General features: G+C 72.7%; 1 protein-coding gene. It reads right to left on the reverse strand.

Translation table 11 applies throughout. From position 1 onward, the window contains the following. Window positions 1–71: 71 nt before the first annotated feature. Window positions 72–20,420, reverse strand: coding sequence for a type I polyketide synthase (locus tag ACIRPT_RS27610; protein WP_403832011.1), 20,349 nt, complete (start codon window positions 20,418–20,420; stop codon window positions 72–74). Window positions 20,421–20,537 lie beyond the last annotated feature (117 nt).

Here is a 20,537-nt window from a genome sequence, read left to right on the forward strand (position 1 = left end):
GCGCACCATGCTGGTGCTCCCCTCAGCCGAGGACCGGTGAGGGAGTCACCGATACGGGTCGCTCTCCCCGGTCAGGACAGGCCGAGTTCGTTGTCGAGGAGGTCGAAGACCTCGTCGTCGGAGGCGGACTCGAAGTCGAAGTCCTCGTCGGACGGGGAGCCGTCATGCCCGGCTGCCGCGGCCGTGTCCCGCAGGCCGTGCCACTTCGCCCTGAGGACTTCCAGTCGGCCGGCTATCTGCTCGTGCATCTCCTCCGTGATGTCGAGGCCGCCGAAGGTCCTCTCCAGCCTTTCGAGTGCGCCGAGGAGTACCTCCGGGCCGACGGACGGCTCGGGTGCGATCCGGGCATGGAGGAGGTCGACGAGTTCCGCCGGCGTCGGGTAGTCGAAGAGCAGCGTCGCCGGCAGCCGGATTCCGGTGAGGGCGCTCAGACGGTTGCGGAGTTCGACCGCGGTGAGGGAGTCGAAACCGAGGTCCAGGAAGGCACGGTCCTGGTCGATTTCCCTGGCTCCGGCGTGTCCGAGGACCACCGCGACCTGGCCGCGCACGGCGTCCAGGACGACCTCCCGTCCCTCTGCCGCCGACAGGCCGGTCAGGCGCTGGGCGAAGCCGGCCGCGGCGTCGCCCAGCGTCGTGGCCGCCGCCGTGCGTCGGCCCGGGGTACGGATCAGGCCGCGTAGCAGCGGCTGGGGCTCGCCTTGGGCACGGAGCGCCGCGAGGTCCAGGCGGACGGGCAGCACCATGGGCTCGGCGCTGCCGAGCGCCGCGTCGAAGAGGGCCAACCCCTCCTCGGTGGTCAGCGGCGGCATACCCGAACGGGCCATCCGCTGGACGTCCGCATCGGTGAGAGTGCCGGTCATGCCACTGTCCTGAGACCAGGGCCCCCACGCCAGCGACGTGGCCGCAAGCCCTTGAGCCCTGCGTTGGCGCGCCAACGCATCCAGGAAAGCGTTACCCGCAGCGTAATTCGCCTGACCCGCGCTCCCGATCGTGCCAGCCACGGACGAGAACACCACGAACGCGTCCAGATCCAGGTCCTTGGTGGCCTCGTGCAGATTCCAAGCCGCATCCACCTTCGGCCGCAGCACCGCCGCCAACCGCTCCGCCGTCAGCGACCCCACCACACCGTCATCCAGAACACCGGCCGTATGCACCACGGCCGTGGGTACATGCCGTGCCATCAGGTTCGTCACGGCCGTCGCATCGGTCACATCACACGCCTCGACGACAGCTTCGGCACCGCCGCACCGGAGTTCGGCCACGAGGTCGTCGATGCCCTCGGCGGCCGGGCCACTCCGGCTGACCAGCAGCAGACTCCGCACGCCGTGCTCGGTCACCAAGTGGCGGGCGACAGCACGACCCAATCCACCGGTGCCACCGGTGACCAGAACCGTGCCGGCCGGGTCCCAGGTCATCGCGTGCTCGGACTGCGTCCGGGCCAGCCGCGCCGCCAGCACCTCACCACCACGCACCAACAGCTGCGGCTCGTCCGACGCCAACGCCCTTCGCAGAAGCGACGCTTCGACGTCATCGTCGATGTCCACCAGGCCGAAGCGTCCCGGATTCTCCGACTGCGCCGACCGCACCAGACCCCACACCGCCGCACCCGCGAGATCCGCGCCGGACACCGCGCCTCGCGTCACGAACACCAGGCGCGAAGCGGCGAACCTGTCGTCCGCCAGCCACGACTGGATCGCGTCCAGCGCCCCTGCCGTCGCGGCGTGTACGGACTCCACCGTGCCGGCGGTCTCGGTCGTCGGCGGGACGAGCACGGTGTCGTGGCCGCCGGCCTCCGCGAGGTCGTGGAGATCCGCGTGGGGCGGGAGCGAGAGTCCGTTGAGGATGCCTGCGGTGTCCTTGCCGAGCAGCGCGAGGGAGTCCGCGGGCTCGCCCGTGAGGTGGATGCCGGTCCAGTCGACCGTGAAGAGGGAATCGCGGTCGCCGGTCCCCAACTGCCCGGCGGTGATCGGACGCGCGGTCAGGGACCGCACCGAGGCGACCGGCCCACCGGCTGTGTCCGCGAGGGCGATCGAGGTGCCGCTTTCGGTGGGACGGATGCGGACCCTCACCCGGGATGCGCCGGTGGCGTGGAGTGTCACTCCGTTCCAGGAGAAGGGGACAACCGCCTCGTCCGCTCCCCCGCCACCCAGCAGCCCCGCATGCAGCGCCGCGTCGAAGAGCGCGGGGTGCAGACCGTAGGCGTCGCCGTCGGTGCCTTCGGGAAGCCCGACCTCGGCGTAGATGTCCTCGCCGAGCCGCCAGGCCGCCCGCAGGCCCTGGAACACCGGGCCGTACTCGAACCCGGCATCCGCAAACCGCTCGTAGCATCCCGCGGCGTCGAGCGGCTCGGCGCCCTGCGGGGGCCACACCGCGGCATCGAACGACGCCGCCTCGGGGGCCTGGGTCAGGGCACCACTGGCATGCAGCGTCCACTGGCCCTCTCCCTCACGCGCATGCACCGACACCGGCCGGCGGCCCCCGTCATCGGGCTCGCCCACCCACACCTGCACCTGGATCGCGGCGCCCGAGGCCGGCAGCACCAGCGGCGCGGCCAGCGTGAGTTCCTCCACCGCACCGCAGTCCACCTCGTCGGCCGCCCGCAGTACCAGTTCCAGCAGCGCCGTGCCGGGCACCAGCACGGACCCCAGCACCACATGATCCGCCAGCCACGGATGCGAGGACACCGACAACCGGCCCGTGAACAACAAGCCACCCGAGCCCGCCAGTTCCACCGCCGCACCCAGCAACGGATGCCCCGCCAGGCCCAGACCCGCGGATCGCACATCGCCCGCGCGCACCGCGCCGCCCGACGGCCAGAACCGCTCCCGCTGGAACGCGTACGTCGGCAGGTCCACCCACCGCGCACCCGTACCGGCGAAGACGGCGGACCAGTCGACCCGCACGCCGTGGGCGTGCAGTCGTGCCAGGGCCGTGAGCAGTGCCGGTGCCTCGGGCCGGTCCTTGCGGAGTACGGGGGCCAGTACCGACTCGTCCGCGGCGGACTCCGTGGCGAGCGCGGAGAGGGCGCCATCGGGGCCGAGTTCCAGGAAGGCCATGACGCCCTGCGCCCTCAGCGCGCCGACCCCGTCGGCGAACCGTACGGCCTCGCGGACGTGACCGACCCAGTACTCCGGGGAGCACAGCTGCTCGGCGGTGGCGGGCTCGCCGGTGACGTTCGAGACCACGGGGATGCGCGGCGCTTCGTAGGTCATGCCCTCGGCGACGGCGCGGAAGTCGGCCAGCATCGGTTCCATCAGCGGCGAGTGGAAGGCGTGCGAGACCCGCAGCCTGCTGGTCTTACGCCCCTCCCCCTCGAAGTACGCCGCAACGGCAAGCACCGCATCCTCGACACCGGAGACCACGACCGACGACGGGCCGTTGACGGCCGCGATCGAGACGCCTTCCACCAAGTGCGGAAGAACCTCCTCCTCCGTCGCCCGGATCGCCACCATCGCTCCACCGGACGGCAGTTGCTGCATCAGCCGTCCCCGGGCCGCCACCAACGCACACGCGTCCGCGAGGGAAAGGACGCCGGCGACGTGCGCCGCGGCAATTTCCCCGACGGAGTGCCCCAGCAGCTGGTCCGGGCGCACGCCCCACGACTCCAGCAGGCGGAACAGTGCCACCTCGACCGCGAACAATCCGGCCTGGGCGTACGCGGTCCGGTTCAGCAGCTCCGCGTCCTCGCCCCAGACGACGTCCCGCAGCGGACGGTCCAAGTGCTCGTCCAGCCCCGCGCACACGGCGTCGAAGGCCTCCGTGAACACCGGGTAGCTGCGGTACAACTCCCGCCCCATACCAAGGCGTTGCGAGCCCTGACCCGAGAACAAGAACGCCAGCTTGCCCGCGCCGGCCCGGCCTTGCGCCACGACGGCCGCCTCGGTCCGGCCCTCGGTGAGGGCGGACAGCGAGCTCAGCAGATCCTCCCGGTTCGCAGCCAGTATCACCGCGCGGTGCTGGAACGCCGAGCGGCCCGTCGCCAGCGCGTAGGCGACATCCGTGACCCGCGGCCCCGGATCACCGCCCAGACGGGACAGCAGCCGTGCCGCCTGGGCCCGCAACGCCGCCTCGCTCCTGCCCGAGAGCAGCACCGGCACCGGTGCCCCGGCCCCGGTTGTGTCGTCGTCGACGGCGTCCCGTTCGGCGTCTGCCGCGGCCGGCTCGGGCTGCTCCAGGATCACATGCGCGTTCGTCCCACTGATCCCGAACGAGGAGACGCCCGCGCGGCGCGGCCCGTCACCGTGGGGCCATTCGACCTCAGAGGTCAGCAACTCGACCCCGCCGGCACTCCAGTCCACATGCCTCGACGGCTCATCGACATGCAACGTCCGCGGGAGCGCGCCGTGGCGCATCGCCATGACCATCTTGATGACGCCCGCGACGCCCGAAGCGGCCTGCGCGTGACCGATGTTGGACTTCACTGACCCCAGCAGCAGCGGCCGGTCCTCCGCCCGCTCCCGACCATAAGTGGCCAGCAGCGCCTGCGCCTCGATCGGGTCACCCAAGGTGGTTCCCGTACCGTGCGCCTCCACCGCATCCACATCCGCCGCCGACAGACCCGCACTCGCCAGCGCCTGCCGGATCACCCGCTGCTGCGACGGACCATTCGGCGCCGTCAACCCATTCGACGCACCATCCTGATTCACCGCAGAACCACGAACCGTCGCCAGCACCCGGTGCCCAAGGCGACGCGCGTCCGACAGCCGCTCCAGTACCAGGATTCCGGCGCCTTCGGCCCAGCCGACGCCGTCCGCGGCATCGGAGAACGCCTTGCAGCGCCCGTCCTGGGAAAGCCCGCCCTGGCGGGAGAACTCCACGAAGGTCAGCGGTGTCGACATCACCGTCACACCGCCCGCGAGCGCCAGCGAGCACTCACCCGAGCGCAGCGCCTGCGCGGCCAGGTGCAGGGCCACCAGCGACGACGAACACGCGGTGTCCACCGTGACCGCCGGCCCCTCGAAACCGAAGGTGTACGACACCCGGCCGGAGGCGACACTGCCCGCGCTGCCGCTGCCCTGGTAGCCCTCGTACTCGCGCCCGGAGAGCAGCGTCGAGTAGTCGTGGTACATCACGCCGGCGAAGACGCCCGTCCGGCTGCCCCGCAGGGTGGCCGGGTCCATACCGGCGCGCTCCAGTGCCTCCCAGGTCGTCTCCAGCAGCAGCCGCTGCTGCGAGTCGGTGGTCAGGGCCTCCCGGGGGCTCATCCCGAAGAACTCGGGGTCGAACTCCGCCGCGTCATGGAGGAATCCGCCGGAGCGGGTGGCGATGGCGCCCTCGCGGTCGGGGTCGTAGGTGTCGTCGATCTCCCAGCCGCGGTCGGCCGGGAAGTCCGACACGGCGTCCACGCCTTCGGACACCAGTTGCCACAGGTCCTCGGGCGACGCGACGCCGCCGGGGAAGCGGCAGCTCATGCCGACGATCACGACCGGGTCGTCCGTCAGGGACGGGAGGGCGGACACCGGGAGGACCGACGTGGTCTCCGCGTCCGCGCCGAACAGCTCGTCCAGGAGCTGACCCGCCAGGGCGCCGGCCGTCGGGTAGTCGAACACGGTCGTCGCCGGGAGCCGCAGTCCCGTGGCCCTGCCCAGCAGGTTGCGGAGTTCGATCGCGGTCAGGGAGTCGAAGCCGAGGTCCTGGAAGGCCCGGTCCGGGTCGACCGTCTCCGGGCTCGCATGGCCCAGGACGGCAGCGATCTGAGCGCGTACGACGTCGAGCAGCGCCTCGCGACGCTCCGCCGTGGACAACCCGTTCAGGCGCTGCACGATGCCGGATCCCGCGACGGCGCCGGATCGGCGGCTCCTCGTACGGATCAGGCCGCGTAGCAGCGGCTGGGGCTCGCCTTGGGCACGGAGCGCCGCGAGGTCCAGGCGGACGGGCAGCACCATGGGCTCGGCGCTGCCGAGCGCCGCGTCGAAGAGGGCCAACCCCTCCTCGGTGGTCAGCGGCGGCATACCCGAACGGGCCATCCGCTGGACGTCCGCATCGGTGAGAGCGCCGGTCATGCCACTGTCCTGAGACCAGGGCCCCCACGCCAGCGACGTGGCCGCAAGCCCTTGAGCCCTGCGTTGGCGCGCCAACGCATCCAGGAAAGCGTTACCCGCAGCGTAATTCGCCTGACCAGGGCTGCCGATCGTGCCTGCCACGGACGAGAACACCACGAACGCGTCGAGGTCCAGGTCCTTGGTGGCCTCGTGCAGGTTCCAGGCCGCATCCACCTTCGGCCGCAGCACCGCCGCCAACCGCTCCGCCGTCAGCGACCCCACCACACCGTCGTCCAGAACACCGGCCGTATGTACCACGGCACTGATCGAGTACCGGGAGACCAGCTCCGCCACAGCGGCGCTGTCGGTGACATCACACGCCTCGACAGTGGCTTCCGCGCCGCCCTCGCCGAGTTCCGCCACCAGTTCCTCGACGCCCTCGGCAGCCGGACCGCTCCGGCTGACCAGCAGCAGACTCCGCACGCCGTGCTCGGTCACCAAGTGGCGGGCGACAGCACGACCCAATCCACCGGTGCCACCGGTGACCAGAACCGTGCCGGCCGGGTCCCAGGTCATCGCGTGCTCGGACTGCGTCCGGGCCAGCCGCGCCGCCAGCACCTCACCACCGCGCACCAGCAGTTCGGGCTCGTCGGTCGCGAGCCCCTGCGGCAGCACCGTCACATCGGCGTCATCGTCGATGTCCACCAGGCCGAAGCGGCCCGGATTCTCCGACCGCGCCGACCGCACCAGACCCCACACCGCCGCACCCGCGAGATCCGTACCGTCCACCGCACCACGCGTCACGAACACCAGGCGCGAGTGCGCGAACCGCTCGTCCGCCAGCCAGGACTGCACCATCTCCAACGCCCAGGCAGTCGTGGCGTGCACGGCCTCCACCGTTCCTGCGGTGCCGGCGGGCGGCGCGACCAGGACCGTCCCGGGCACGGCGGTCCCCGTCAGGGACTCCAGATCCGCGGGGGTCCGCAGCGGCTCGCTCCCCGGACCGGTGCCGAGTTCGACGCGCTCGTCGGTGAGCGGGACGGGGACCCAGTCGGCCTTGAAGAGGGCGTCGCGGCCGGCGGTCCCCAGCTGCCCGGCCGAGAGCGGGCGTGCCACCAGCGACTCCACGGAGACGACCGGCGCACCGGACGTGTCAGCGATCGCCACCGACATTGCGCCGCCCGCGTCGCGGATGCGGACGCGGAGGTGCGAAGCACCGGAGGCGTGCAGGGACACTCCGGTCCACGAGAACGGGACTCCGCCCGCTTCCGCGCCGCCCAATGCCGCCGCGTGCAGCGCGGCATCGAAGAGCGCGGGGTGCAGACCGTAGGCGTCGCCGTCGGTGCCTTCGGGAAGCCCGACCTCGGCGTAGATGTCCTCGCCGAGCCGCCAGGCCGCCCGCAGGCCCTGGAAGGCCGGGCCGTACGTGAGCCCGGCATCGGCGAGTTCGTCATAGCAGCCCGCCACTTCCGCGGGCTCCGCGCCCTTGGGAGGCCATACGACGGCGTCGAAGGAGGCCGTTTCGGCCCCCGTGGTCACCGCACCGTCGGCGTGCAGCGTCCACGGCTCCTCGCCCTCCCGCGCGTGCACCGACACCGGCCGTCGGCCCGAACCATCCGGCTGCCCCAGCCACACCTGCACCTGCACGCCACTGCCCGACGCGGGCAGCACCAGCGGCGCGGTGAGCGTCAGCTCCTCCACCAGGTCACAGCCGACCTCGTCGGCCGCCCGCAGTACCAGTTCCAGCAGCGCCGTGCCGGGCACCAGCACGGACCCCAGCACCACATGATCCGCCAGCCACGGATGCGAGGACACCGACAACCGGCCCGTGAACAACAAGCCACCCGAGCCCGCCAGTTCCACCGCCGCACCCAGCAACGGATGCCCCGCCGAGCCCAGACCCGCGGACCGCACATCACCGGAACGCGCCACACCACTCGTCGGCCAGAACCGTTCGTGCTGGAACGCGTACGTCGGCAGGTCCACCCACCGCGCACCCGTACCGGCGTACAGCACCGCCCAGTCCACGCTCGCGCCCCGGACGTACAGCTGCGCCAGGGCACCCAGCAGCGTCGCCGCCTCGGGCCGGTCCTTGCGCAGTACGGGAGCGAATACGGCCTCGTCGGGTGCCGACTCACGGGCCAGCGCCGACAGCACACCGTCCGGGCCGAGTTCGAGGTACCGCGTCGTCCCTTCCGCCCGCAGAGCCTGTATTCCGTCCGCGAAACGCACCGCCTCGCGGACGTGCCGGACCCAGTAGTCGGGGTGGGCGAGCTGTTCGGGCTCGGCGAGCCGGCCCGTCAGGTTCGACACGACGGGGATCGTCGGCGTGCCGAAGGACAGCCGTGCCACCACCTCGCGGAAGTCGGCCAGCATCGGTTCCATCAGCGGCGAGTGGAAGGCGTGCGAGACCCGCAGCCTGCTGGTCTTGCGCCCCTCCCCCTCGAAGTACGCCGCAACGGCGAGCACGGCGTCCTCGGCGCCGGAGACCACGACCGACGACGGGCCGTTGACGGCCGCGATCGAGACGCCTTCCACCAAGTGCGGAAGAACCTCCTCCTCCGTCGCCCCGATCGCCACCATCGCTCCACCGGACGGCAGTTGCTGCATCAGCCGTCCCCGAGCCGCCACCAACGCACACGCGTCCGCGAGGGAGAAGACACCCGCCACATGCGCCGCGGCGATCTCCCCGATCGAATGTCCCGCCACGAAGTCCGGGCGCACGCCCCACGAATCCGCCAGCCGGTACAGCGCCACCTCGACCGCGAACAGTGCGGCCTGGGCGTACGCGGTCCGGTTCAGCAAATCCGCATCCTCGCCCCAGACAACGTCCCGCAGGGGGCGGTCCAAGTGCTCGTCCAGCCCCGCGCACACGGCGTCGAAAGCCTCCGTGAACACCGGGTAGCTGCGGTACAACTCCCGTCCCATACCAAGGCGTTGCGAGCCCTGACCCGAGAACAGGAACGCCGTCTTCCCCGCACCGGCCGAACCCTCCGCCAGACCGGCGTCGGCCTCACCCACCGCGAGGGCGGACAGGGCCCGCACCAGTGCGTCACGGTTCTCGCCCCACACCACCGCGCCGTGGGTGAAGCGCGACCGCCCCGTCACCAGCGCGTGGCCGACGTCCCGCGCGGGCAGCTCGTCGTGCCCGGCCACCAGGGACAGCACACGTGCCGCCTGGCCGCGCAGCGCGGCCTGGTTCCTGGCGGAGAGCACCCACGGCAGCGCGCCGGGCTCGTCCTGGACGGAGTCCGGTGCGGCGTCGGCCGCGACCGGCTCGGGCTGCTCCAGGATCACATGCGCGTTCGTCCCACTGACACCGAAGGAGGAGACGCCGGCGCGCCGCGGCCCGTCCCCCTGCGGCCACTGGGCCGGGGAGGTCAGCAGCTCAACGGCACCGGCGCTCCAGTCCACGTGCGTGGACGGCTCATCTACGTGCAGCGTCCGCGGGAGCACGCCGTGGCGCATCGCCATGACCATCTTGATGACGCCCGCGACGCCCGAAGCCGCCTGCGCGTGACCGATGTTGGACTTCACCGAACCCAACAACAACGGCCGGTCCTCCGCCCGCTCCCGACCATAAGTGGCCAGCAGCGCCTGCGCCTCGATCGGATCACCCAAGGTGGTTCCCGTACCGTGCGCCTCCACCGCATCCACATCCGCCGCCGACAGACCCGCACTCGCCAGCGCCTGCCGGATCACCCGCTGCTGCGACGGACCATTCGGCGCCGTCAACCCATTCGACGCACCATCCTGATTCACCGCAGAACCACGAACCGTCGCCAGGATCCGGTGTCCGTTGCGACGCGCATCCGACAGCCGCTCCAGCACGAGCATGCCGACGCCCTCGCCCCAGCCGACGCCGTCGGCCGCATCGGCGAAGGCCTTGCAGCGCCCGTCCGCCGACAGTCCCCGCTGCCGCGAGAAGTCCACGAACGTCGTCGGCGTCGACATCACCGTCACACCGCCGGCCATGGCCAGCGAGCACTCACCGGACCGCAGCGCCTGCGCGGCCAGGTGCAGGGCCACCAGCGACGACGAACACGCGGTGTCCACCGTGACCGCCGGCCCCTCGAAACCGAAGGTGTACGAGACCCGGCCGGAGGCGATGCTGGCCGCGCTGCCGTTGCCTCGGTAGCCCTCGTACTGGTCGCCGACCATGATTTCGCTGTAGTCGGTGTACATCACGCCCGCGAAGACGCCCGTCCGGCTGCCCCGCAGCGTGGCCGGGTCGATGCCCGCCCGCTCCAGCGCCTCCCAGGTCGTCTCCAGCAGCAGCCGCTGCTGCGAGTCCGTAGCCAGTGCTTCCCGGGGGCTCATCCCGAAGAACTCGGGGTCAAAGTCCCCTGCCTCGTGCAGGAACCCACCGGAGCGGGTGTACGAGGTGCCGAGCGCTTCGGGGTCGGGGTTGTAGAGCGACTCCAGGTCCCAGCCACGGTCGGCCGGGAAGTCCGAGACGGCATCCACCCCTTCGGACACCAGCCGCCACAGGTCCTCGGGCGAGGCGACCCCGCCCGGATAGCGGCAGCTCATCCCGACGATCACCACCGGGTCGTCGGCCGCCGCCACCGGCATCCGCGTCGGCGACTCCGCTTCCGTCGCTTCCTGCGCACCGAACAGCTCGTCCAGCAGGTAGTCGACCAGCGTACCCGCCGTGGGGTAGTCGAAGACGGCGGTGGCGGAAAGGCGCATTCCGGTCGCCTTGTTGATCCGGTTGCGCAGCTCGACAGCGGTCAGGGAGTCGAAGCCGAGGTCCTGGAAGGCCCGGTCCGGGTCGACCGTCTCCGGGCTCGCGTGGCCCAGGACCAGCGCGATCTGGGCGCGTGCCAAGTCCAGCAGCGCCTCGCGCCGTTCCACCGTGCCCAGTCCGGCCAGGCGCCCCACCAGACCGGCGACCGCGGCCGAGCCGGCGACCACCGAGCGCCGGGCGCGGGTCCTGATCAGGCCGCGCAGCAGCGGGGGGATGTCTCCCTGTTCCCGGAGTACGGCCAGGTCGAGGCGGATGGGGAGGACCAGCGCGTCGTCGGTGGCCAGCGCGGCGTCGAAGAGTGCGGCGCCCTCCGCCTGGGTGAGTTCCGGCATTCCCGAGCGGGCGATCCGTTGGAGGTCGGCGTCCGACAGGGTGCCGGTCATGCCGCCGTCCTGGGTCCAGGGGCCCCACGCCAGCGACGTGGCCGGGAGCCCTTGTGCCCGGCGGTGGTGCGCCAGCGCGTCCAAGAAGGTGTTGCCGGCGGCGTAGTTGCCCTGACCGGCGCTGCCCAGGACGCCCGAGGCCGACGAGAAGACGACGAACGCGCCGAGGTCCAGGTCCTTGGTCGCCTCGTGCAGGTTCCAGGCCGCATCGACCTTCGGCCGCAGGACTGCCGACAGCCGCTGTGCCGTCAGCGATCCCACCACACCGTCGTCCAGGACTCCCGCCGTATGCACGACAGCGCTGATCCGGTGACCGGAGACCAGCTCCGCCACGGCGGCGCTGTCGGTGACATCGCACGCCTCGACCCTCGCTTCGGCGCCGCTCTGCCGGAGTTCGGCCACCAGCTCCTCGACGCCCTCGGCGGCCGGGCCGCGACGGCTGACCAGCAGCAGGCTGCGCACCCCGTGCTCGGCCACCAGGTGACGTGCCATCACACGTCCCAGGCCACCCGTGCCGCCGGTGATCAGCACCGTGCCGGGCCCGTCCCAGGCAGTCACGCTCCGGGTCCGCGCCGGTGCCCGCTCCAGCCGTGCCGCCAGCACCTCGCAGCCGCGCAGCACCAACTGCGGCTCGTCGGAGGCCAAGGCCCGTGGCAGCACCGCCGCATCGGCGTCGGCGCCGAGATCCACCAGGCCGAACCGGCCCGGGTTCTCCGACTGCGCCGAGCGCACCAGACCCCACACGGCGGCACCGGTGAGATCCGTACCGTCCACCGCGCCACGCGTGACGAACACCAGGCGCGAGGCGGCGAACCGCTCGTCCGCCAGCCAGGTCTGGGCCAGGTCCAGCGCGCGGGCGGCGACGGCGTGCGTCGACTCCACCACGTCGCCGGAACCGGCTTCCACCGGTACCAGCACCGCACCCGGCATACGGCCGGCTCCGGCCAGGGCCGCCAGGTCCGGATAGCTCTCCGACGGCACGCCGGTGAGGGAGCCGAGCGTCGCCACGGACTGAGCGGCCCCTGCCGAGGGCAGGCGCACGGGCGTCCATCGCACGCGGAACAGTGCGTCGCGCCCGACCGGGCTCGGGCCGCCCTCCAGCTGGTCGGCGGAGACCGCCCGCAGGACCAGGGTCCCGATGGAGGCGACGGGCTCGCCCGTGGGGTCGGCCACGTCGACGGACAGCGTGTCCCCGCCGTGCCGGACGATCCGCGCCCGTACGGCAGAGGCGCCGAAGGCGTGGAGCGAGACGTCCTCCCAGGAGAAGGGAAGGACGCCCCGGTCCAGTCCGTCGAGGGCGCAGGTGTGCAGGACCGCGTCGAGCAGCGCCGGGTGCAGTCCGTAGGCGGGCGCTTCGTCTTCGGCGACGTCGGGCAGGGCGACCTCGGCGAACACCTCGTCGCCCCGGCGCCACGCGGCCCGCAGGCCCTGGAAGTGCGGCCCGTAGTCGAATCCGCTCGCGGCCAGGTCCGGATAGAGGCCGGTCAGGTCGACGGCCTCGGCACCGGCGGGCGGCCAGGACTCCGCATGGAAGTCGTGGCCGGAGCCGGTCGCCCGCTCACCCGTCACGAGGACGGCGGTGGCGTGCTGGACCCACGGCCGGTCGCCGTCGCCCTCCGGCCGGGAGCGGACGCTCAGGGCCCGGCTGCCGGCCTCGTCGGCGGGGCCGACGTGCAGTTGCAGCTGTACGCCGCCGTGCTCGGGCAGGACGAGCGGGGCGGCCAGGGTCAGTTCGTCGATCCGGTCGCAGCCCGCTTCGTCGGCGGCACGGACGGCCAGTTCGACGAATGCCGTACCCGGCAGCAGCACCGAGCCCATCACCCTGTGGTCGGCCAGCCACGGGTGCGACTGGAGCGACAGGCGGGAGGTGAACAACAGGCCGTCGCTGTCGGACAGTTCCACGGCGGTGCTCAGCAGTGGGTGCCCGGCCGCTTCGAGACCGGCCGCGCTGATGTCCCCGATGCCGGTGAGGGCGGGGGTGGGCCAGTACCGCTGGTGCTGGAAGGCGTACGTCGGCAGGTCGAGGACGCGCGCGTCGGTGCCGGTGAAGATCACGGTCCAGTCGATCGCGGAGCCCCGCACATGCAGCTGTGACAGGGCCGCGAGGAGCGTCGTCTCCTCCGGACGGTCCTTGCGCAGGGCGGGGACGACTGCGGTCTCCTCCGGCAGCGACTCACGGGCCAGGGCCGAGAGGGTGCCGTCGGGGCCCAGCTCCAGGAAACGCGTCACGCCTTCCGTGTGCAGGGCGCGTATCCCGTCGGCGAACCGTACGGCTTCGCGGACGTGAGTGACCCAGTAGTCGGGGGTGCGCAGCTGGTCCTGGGTGGCCGGGCCGCCGGTCACGTTCGAGATGACGGTGAGTTCCGGCTCGCCGTAGGCCAGGCTTTCGGCGACGGCGCGGAAATCGGCGAGCATCGGATCCATGAGCGGCGAGTGGAAGGCGTGCGAGACCCGCAGTCGGCCGGTCTTGCGTCCCTCCTGCTCGAAGTGCGCCCGGATCGCCTCGACGGCGGGCTCGGCGCCGGAGACCACGACGGACGACGGGCCGTTGACGGCCGCGATCGCGACGTCCTCGGTCAACCGCGGGCGGACCTCGTCCTCGGTGGCCCGGATCGCCGCCATCGCCCCGCCGGCGGGCAGGGCCTGCATGAGCCGGCCACGTGCCGCCACCAGGGCGCAGGCGTCGGCCAGAGAGAACACGCCGGCCACATGCGCGGCGGCGATCTCGCCGACCGAGTGCCCGGCCACGTACTCAGGGCTCACGCCCCAGGATTCCACCAGCCGGAAGAGGGCCACCTCGACGGCGAACAGCGCGGCCTGGGCATAGGCCGTCCGGTTCAGCAGTTCCGCGTCCTCGCCCCAGACGACGTCGCGCAGCGGGCGGTCCAGGTGCTCGTCCAAGGCGGCGCACACCGCGTCGAAGGCCTCCGCGAAGACCGGGTGGCGGCCGTACAACTCTTGCCCCATACCGAGGCGTTGGGAGCCCTGGCCGGAGAAGAGGACGGCGTCCTTGCCGTCATGTGCGGTGCCCGTGGTCAGTGCGGGGTCGGTGTCGCCCTCGGCCAGGGCGGCCAGGGCGCGTACCGCGGTGTCGTGGCTGTCGGCCGCGACGGCCGCGCGGCAGGGGAAGGCCGTACGGTTCGCCAGCGTGTACGCGATGTCCGCGAGCCGCGGTTCGGGGGCGCGGTCGAGAGGGGACAGCAGCCGGGCCGCCTGGGTCTGCAAGGCGCTGTCGCTCTTCGCGGACAGCAGCAGGGGAACCGTCACCTCGGGGGCGGCAGGCTGCGCCTCGGGTTCGGCGGGCTCGGCCTGCTCCAGGATCACGTGCGCATTGGTGCCGCTGACCCCGAACGCGGAGACCGCGGCACGCCGCGGGCGGTCCGTCCCGGGCCAGTCCGCCGGCTCGGTGAGCAGTTCGACGGCGCCCGCACTCCAGTCGACGTGCGGGGTGGGCTCGTCCACGTTCAGGGTGCGCGGCAGCGCACCGTGCCGCATCGCCAGGACCATCTTGATCACACCGGCTGCGCCGGCGGCGGCCTGGGTGTGCCCGAGGTTGGATTTCAGCGTTCCCAGCAGCAGCGGCCGGTCCTGCGGCCGCTCCTGCCCGTAGGTGGCGAGCAGCGCCTGGGCCTCGATGGGGTCGCCCAGCCTCGTGCCCGTACCGTGCGCCTCGACGGCGTCGACGTCGGACGCGGCCACACCGGCGTTGGCGAGGGCCTGCCGGATCACTCGCTGCTGCGAGGGGCCGTTGGGCGCGCTCAGGCCGTTGGACGCGCCGTCCTGGTTGACCGCCGAGCCGCGCACGACGGCGAGCACCTGGTGCCCGTTGCGCCGGGCGTCCGAGAGCCGCTCCACGAGCAGCAGCGCGGCGCCTTCGCTCCAGCAGGCGCCGTCGGCCGCCGCCGCGAACGGCTTGCAGCGGCCGTCCTCCGACAGTCCCCGCTGCCGCGAGAACTCCACGAACGTCGTCGGCGTCGACATCACCGTCACACCGCCGGCGAGCGCCAGCGAGCACTCGCCCGACCGCAGCGACTGCACCGCCATGTGCAGGGCCACCAGCGACGATGAGCACGCCGTGTCCACTGTGACCGCCGGACCTTCGAAACCGAACGTGTACGACACACGGCCGGAGATCACGCTCGTCGAGTTGCCGGTGAGGGCGTGAACGGCGACGTCGTCCCGCGCCGCGTCCAGAACTGCGCGGTAGTCGTGGGTGTTGCTGCCCGCGAAGACGCCGGTGCTGCTGCCCCGCAGGGTCTCCGGGGTGATGCCGGCCCGTTCGAAGGCCTCCCAGGAGGTCTCCAGCAGCAGCCGTTGCTGCGGGTCCATGGCCAGGGCCTCGCGCGGCGAGATGCCGAAGAAGTCCGCGTCGAAGCCTGTCGCATCGTCGAGGAAGCCGCCTCCGCGCGCGTAGGTCGTGCCCGGGTGGTCGGGGTCGGGGTGGTAGAGCCGGCCGAGGTCCCAGCCCCGGTCGTCGGGGAGGGGGGAGATGACGTCCCCGCCCTCGGACAGCAACTGCCAGAGGGCTTCCGGCGAGCCCACCCCGCCGGGGAAACGGCAGGCCATACCCACGATCGCCACGGGCTCGTCGAGGACGGCGGCGGTCCGTTCCACGGCGGCCGCGGACCCGGTCGTGCCCAGGATCTCGGAGCGCAGGTACTCGGTGACCGCGGTGGGCGTGGGGTGGTCGAACAACAGGGTGGCGGGCAGCCGCAGGCCCGTCGCGGCGGACAGGCGGTTGCGCAGTTCGACCGCCATCAGCGAGTCGAAGCCGATGTCCATGAAGGCCCGTCGGGCCTCGACGGTGTCCGGTGAGTCGTGTCCGAGGGTCTTCGCGGCCTCTTCCTGAACCGTGCGCAGCAGCGCCCGCTCCTGTTCGGCGGCGGGCAGTGCGGCGAGCCGGTCGCCCAGCGGGGAGCGGTCCTCGCGCGGGGTGTCTTCGGCGACGGCGGCGAGGGCGTGGCGGGCCTCGGGCAGGTCGGCGAGCAGGGGGCTGGGGCGGACGGCGGTCAGGGCGGGGGCGTACGCCGTCCAGTCGACGTCGGCCACGGTCACGTTCGCCACGCCCTGGGCCAGGGCCTGGCGGAGGGCGGCGAGGGCGGAGGCCGGGGCCATGGGGAGCAGTCCGTCGCGGCTCACGCGGTCGGCGACGCCGCTGTCCGTCGCCATGCCGAGGTCTTCCCAGGGGCCCCAGGCCGCCGAGGTGGCCGGCAGCCCGTGCGCGCGCCGGTGTTCGGCGAGGGCGTCCAGGAACGTGTTGGCGGCGCTGTAGTTGGCCTGGCCGGCATTGCCGAGGGACCCGGCGACCGAGGAGAACAGCACGAACATCTCCAGGTCGAGGTCCTGGGTGAGCTCGTGGAGGTTCAGGGCGGCGGTGGCCTTGGGGCGCAGTACGGCCTCGAAGCGTTCGGGGGTGAGCGCGTCGAGCATGCCGGCGTCCATGACGCCGGCGGCGTGCACGACGCCGGTCAGGGGCGTTTCGTGCGGGATGTCGGCGAGGACGGCCGCCAGCGCGTCGCGGTCGGCGGCGTCGCAGGCGACGACGGTGACCCGGGTTCCGCGTTCGGTGAGTTCGGCCGCGAGCTCCGGTGCGCCGGGGGCGTCCAGGCCCCGGCGGCTGGTGAGCACCAGGTGCTCCGCGCCGGCGTCGGCGAGCCAGTGCGCGAGCTGGGTGCCGAGCGCGCCGGTGCCGCCGGTGATCAGGACCGTGCCGTGCGCGGTCCACTCGGCGCCGGTGTCGCCGCCGGGCGTGATCCGCGCCAGGCGGCGGGCGAAGGTCCCGGCGGGCCGGATCGCGACCTGGTCCTCGCGCCCGGCGAGCACGCCGAGGAGCGCGGCGGCAGCCCGGGTGTCCGGGGCCTCGGGGAGGTCGACGAGGCCGCCCCAGATCTGCGGGAGCTCCAGTGCGGCCACCCGGCCGAGGCCCCACGCCTGTGCCTGTACGGGGCTGGTGAGCGCGTCCCGGTCGTCGACGGCGACGGCGCCGCGGGTCGCGCACCACAGCGGGATCTGCCGGCCGGAGGACTCCAGGGCGCGCAGCAGGTCGGTGGTGGCGGCCAGGCCGCGCGGCACGGACGTCAGGTCGGGGTGCGGCCGTTCGTCCAGGGCCAGCAGCGAGAGCACCCCGTCGATGGGGCCTTCGGGCCAGGTGACGGTCTCGGACGGGTCGCCGGTGCCGGGCAGTTCGAGCAGTTCGGTGGCCAGGCCCTGGGCGCGCAGGGTGTCCAGGAGCCGGGCGGTCCACGGGTCGTCGACGCCGCCCTGAGGCAGCGCGACCAGCCAAGTTCCGTTGGCGGACGTGCCGTTGGGGGCGGTGAAGGGGGTCCAGCGGGCCTGGTAGCTCCAGCGGTCCGCCACCGCCTGGGTCCGGCGCTGCTTGCGCCAGGCCGAGAGTGTGGGCAGGAGGCTGCCGAGCGAGTCGGCCTCGCTGCCGTCGATGGCCAGGACGGCCGAGAGGCCTTCCAGGTCCTCGCGTTCGACAGCCTCCCAGAACCCGGCCTCGCCGGCCTCGGCGTCGGCCGGTGCGCCGTCGGCCGCCCCGGCGGCGTCCAGCCAGAACCACCGGCGCTGGAAGGCGTAGGTCGGCAGCTCGACGCTGGCGGCGCCGAGCGTGCCGAGGCAGGCGCTCCAGTCGACGGGGACGCCGTGCGCGAACGCGGTGGCGACGCCTTCCGCGAGGGCCTGGACCTCGGGGTGGCCGGTGCGCAGCAGGGACAGCAGGAGGGGCTGTTCGAGGGTGGTCAGGGAGTCCTGGACCATCGGGGTGAGCACGCTGCTGGGGGCGAGTTCGACGAACGCGGTGACGCCCTCGGCCTCGAGGGTGCGTACGGCGGTGCAGAAGCGGACGCCCTCACGGATCTCCCGGACCCAGTAGTCGGGGGTGCGCAGGTCGTCACCGGTGGCCAGCTCCCCGGTGAGCGTGGAGACCACGGGGATGCGCGGGGTGCGGTACTCCAGGGTCTCGGCGACGCGCCGGAAGTCCTCCAGCATGCCGTCCATGCGCGGGCAGTGGGAGGCGATGCTCACCCTGATCCGTTTGACGCGGCGTCCCTGGGCCTCCCAGTGGGCGGCGACCTCGGCGACGACATCCTCGTCGCCGGAGACGACCTGGGCCTCGGGCCCGTTGACCGCGGCGAGGGTGGCGCGGTCCTCATTGCCGGCGAGAGATGCGCGGATCTCGTCCTCGGTGGCCTGAACCGCCACCATGGCGCCGCCTTCGGGCAGCGCCTGCATGAGGACGCCACGGGCCGTGACCAGCCGAGCGGCGTCCTTCAGGGAGAGGATGCCGGACACATGGGCGGCCGTGATCTCACCGACGGAGTGACCGGCGACGTACTGCGGGGTCACGCCCCAGGATTCGAGGAGCCGGAACAGGGCGGTGGCGAAGGCGAAGAGCGCGGGCTGGGTGTAGTCGGTCCGGTCGAGTAGGGCGGCTTCGTCCGTGCCCTCCTCGGCGAAGACGATGTCGCGCAGCGGCCGCTCCAGGTACGGGTCGCACTCGGCGCAGGCCGCGTCGAAGGCGTCGGCGAACTCTGGGTAGGCGGCGTGCAGTTCGCGTCCCATATCCAGGCGCTGGGGGCCCTGTCCGGTGAAGAGGAACGCGGCCGGTGCCTTGACGGCGACGCCGGTCACCGAGCCGGATGCGGTCCGGCCTTCGGCGAGGGCGTCCAGACCGCGCAGGAAGGCGTCGCGGTCACCGGCGACGACGGCCGCGCGGTGGTCCAGGAGGGCCCTGGTGGCCACCAACGAGTGGGCGACATCGGCCGGTTCGAGGTCGGCACGGGCCCGGACGTGGCGGGCGAGCAGCCCGGCCTGGGCGCGCAGGGCGTCGTCGGTGCGCGCGGACAGGAGCCAGGGCAGCGCGCCGGGCCGGGCGGCCGGCGCGGGTGCGGCTGCGTCTTCGGGGCCTTCGCGCGGGGGCGCCTGTTCCAGGATGACGTGGGCGTTGGTGCCGCTGATGCCGAAGGAGGAGACGGCGGCGCGGCGCGGACGGTCCGCGGTGGGCCAGGGCTCGGCCTCGGCGAGGAGCCTGGCGTCGCCCTCGCTCCAGTCGGCGTGCGGGGTGGGCTCGTCCAGGTGCAGGGTCCGGGGCAGCTCGCCGTGCCGCATCGCCAGGACCATCTTCATGACGCCGGCGATGCCCGCGGCGGCCTGGGTGTGCCCGATGTTGGACTTCATGGAACCGATGAGCACGGGCCGCTCGGCGGGGCGCTGCTGCCCGTACGTGGCGAGCAGGGCCTGGGCCTCGATGGGGTCGCCGAGCCTGGTGCCGGTGCCGTGGGCCTCCACGGCGTCGACGTCGGCGGCGGCGAGCGCGGCATCGGCCAGCGCCTGGCGGATGACGCGCTGCTGGGAGGGGCCGTTGGGGGCGGTGAGCCCGTTGGACGCGCCGTCCTGGTTGACGGCCGAGCCCTTCAGGACCGCGAGCACCGGGTGGCCGTTGCGCACCGCGTCGGAGAGCCGCTCGGCGACCAGCAGTCCCACGCCCTCGCCCCAGGCGGTGCCGTCGGCGCCGGCCGCGAACGGCTTGCAGCGGCTGTCGGGGGCCAGTCCGCGCTGGCGGGCGAAGTCCACGAACATCTGCGGGGTGGACATCACGGTCGCGCCGCCCACCAGGGCGAGGTTGCATTCGCCGCGCCGCAGTGCCTGCGCCGCTAAGTGCAGGGCGACCAGCGACGACGAACAGGCCGTGTCGACGGTCAGGGCGGGGCCTTCGAGGCCCAGGACGTAGGAGATCCGGCCGGAGGCGATGCTGATGAGGTTGCCGGTCAGCAGGTGCCCGCCGGTCTCCTCCGTCCGCCCTGCGCCGGCCGCGTCGTACCCGCCGTGAGTGGTGCCGACGAATGCGCCGGTGGGGCTGCCCGCGAGGGACCGCGGGTCGATGCCGGCCCGTTCGACGGCTTCCCACGCGGTCTCCAGCAGCAGCCGCTGCTGGGGGTCCATGGCGAGGGCCTCGCGCGGGGAGATGCCGAAGAATCCGGGGTCGAACTCGCCCGCGTCGTAGAGGAATCCGCCCTCGCGGACGTACGTGGCGCCCTGCTGTGCCGGGTCGGGGTCGTAGAGCCCGTCGAGGTCCCAGCCGCGGTTGCCGGGAAAGGCGGACATCGCGTCGACGCCGCCCCGGAGCAGCTCCCACAGCTCTTCCGGCGAGCGGACTCCGCCGGGGAAGCGGCAGGCCATCGACACGATCGCGATGGGCTCGCGCTGCTTCAGCTCCGACTCGTCCAACTGCTGGCGCGTCTCGTGGAGGTCCCCGATCGCGCGCTTGAGGTACTCGCGCAGCTTCGCCTCGTTCGACATCAGGATGCCAACCCCTCGTGAAATGCCGGTTCTGGGGCACAGAACGTCAACACTCACGTCTGACCCACTTTTCACGGGCCATCCTCATCCAGGGTGGACTGCGGGTTTCCCTAGTACTCGGTT

It is taken from the genome of Streptomyces sp. NPDC101227, from assembly GCF_044767545.1.
GTDB lineage: Bacteria > Actinomycetota > Actinomycetes > Streptomycetales > Streptomycetaceae > Streptomyces.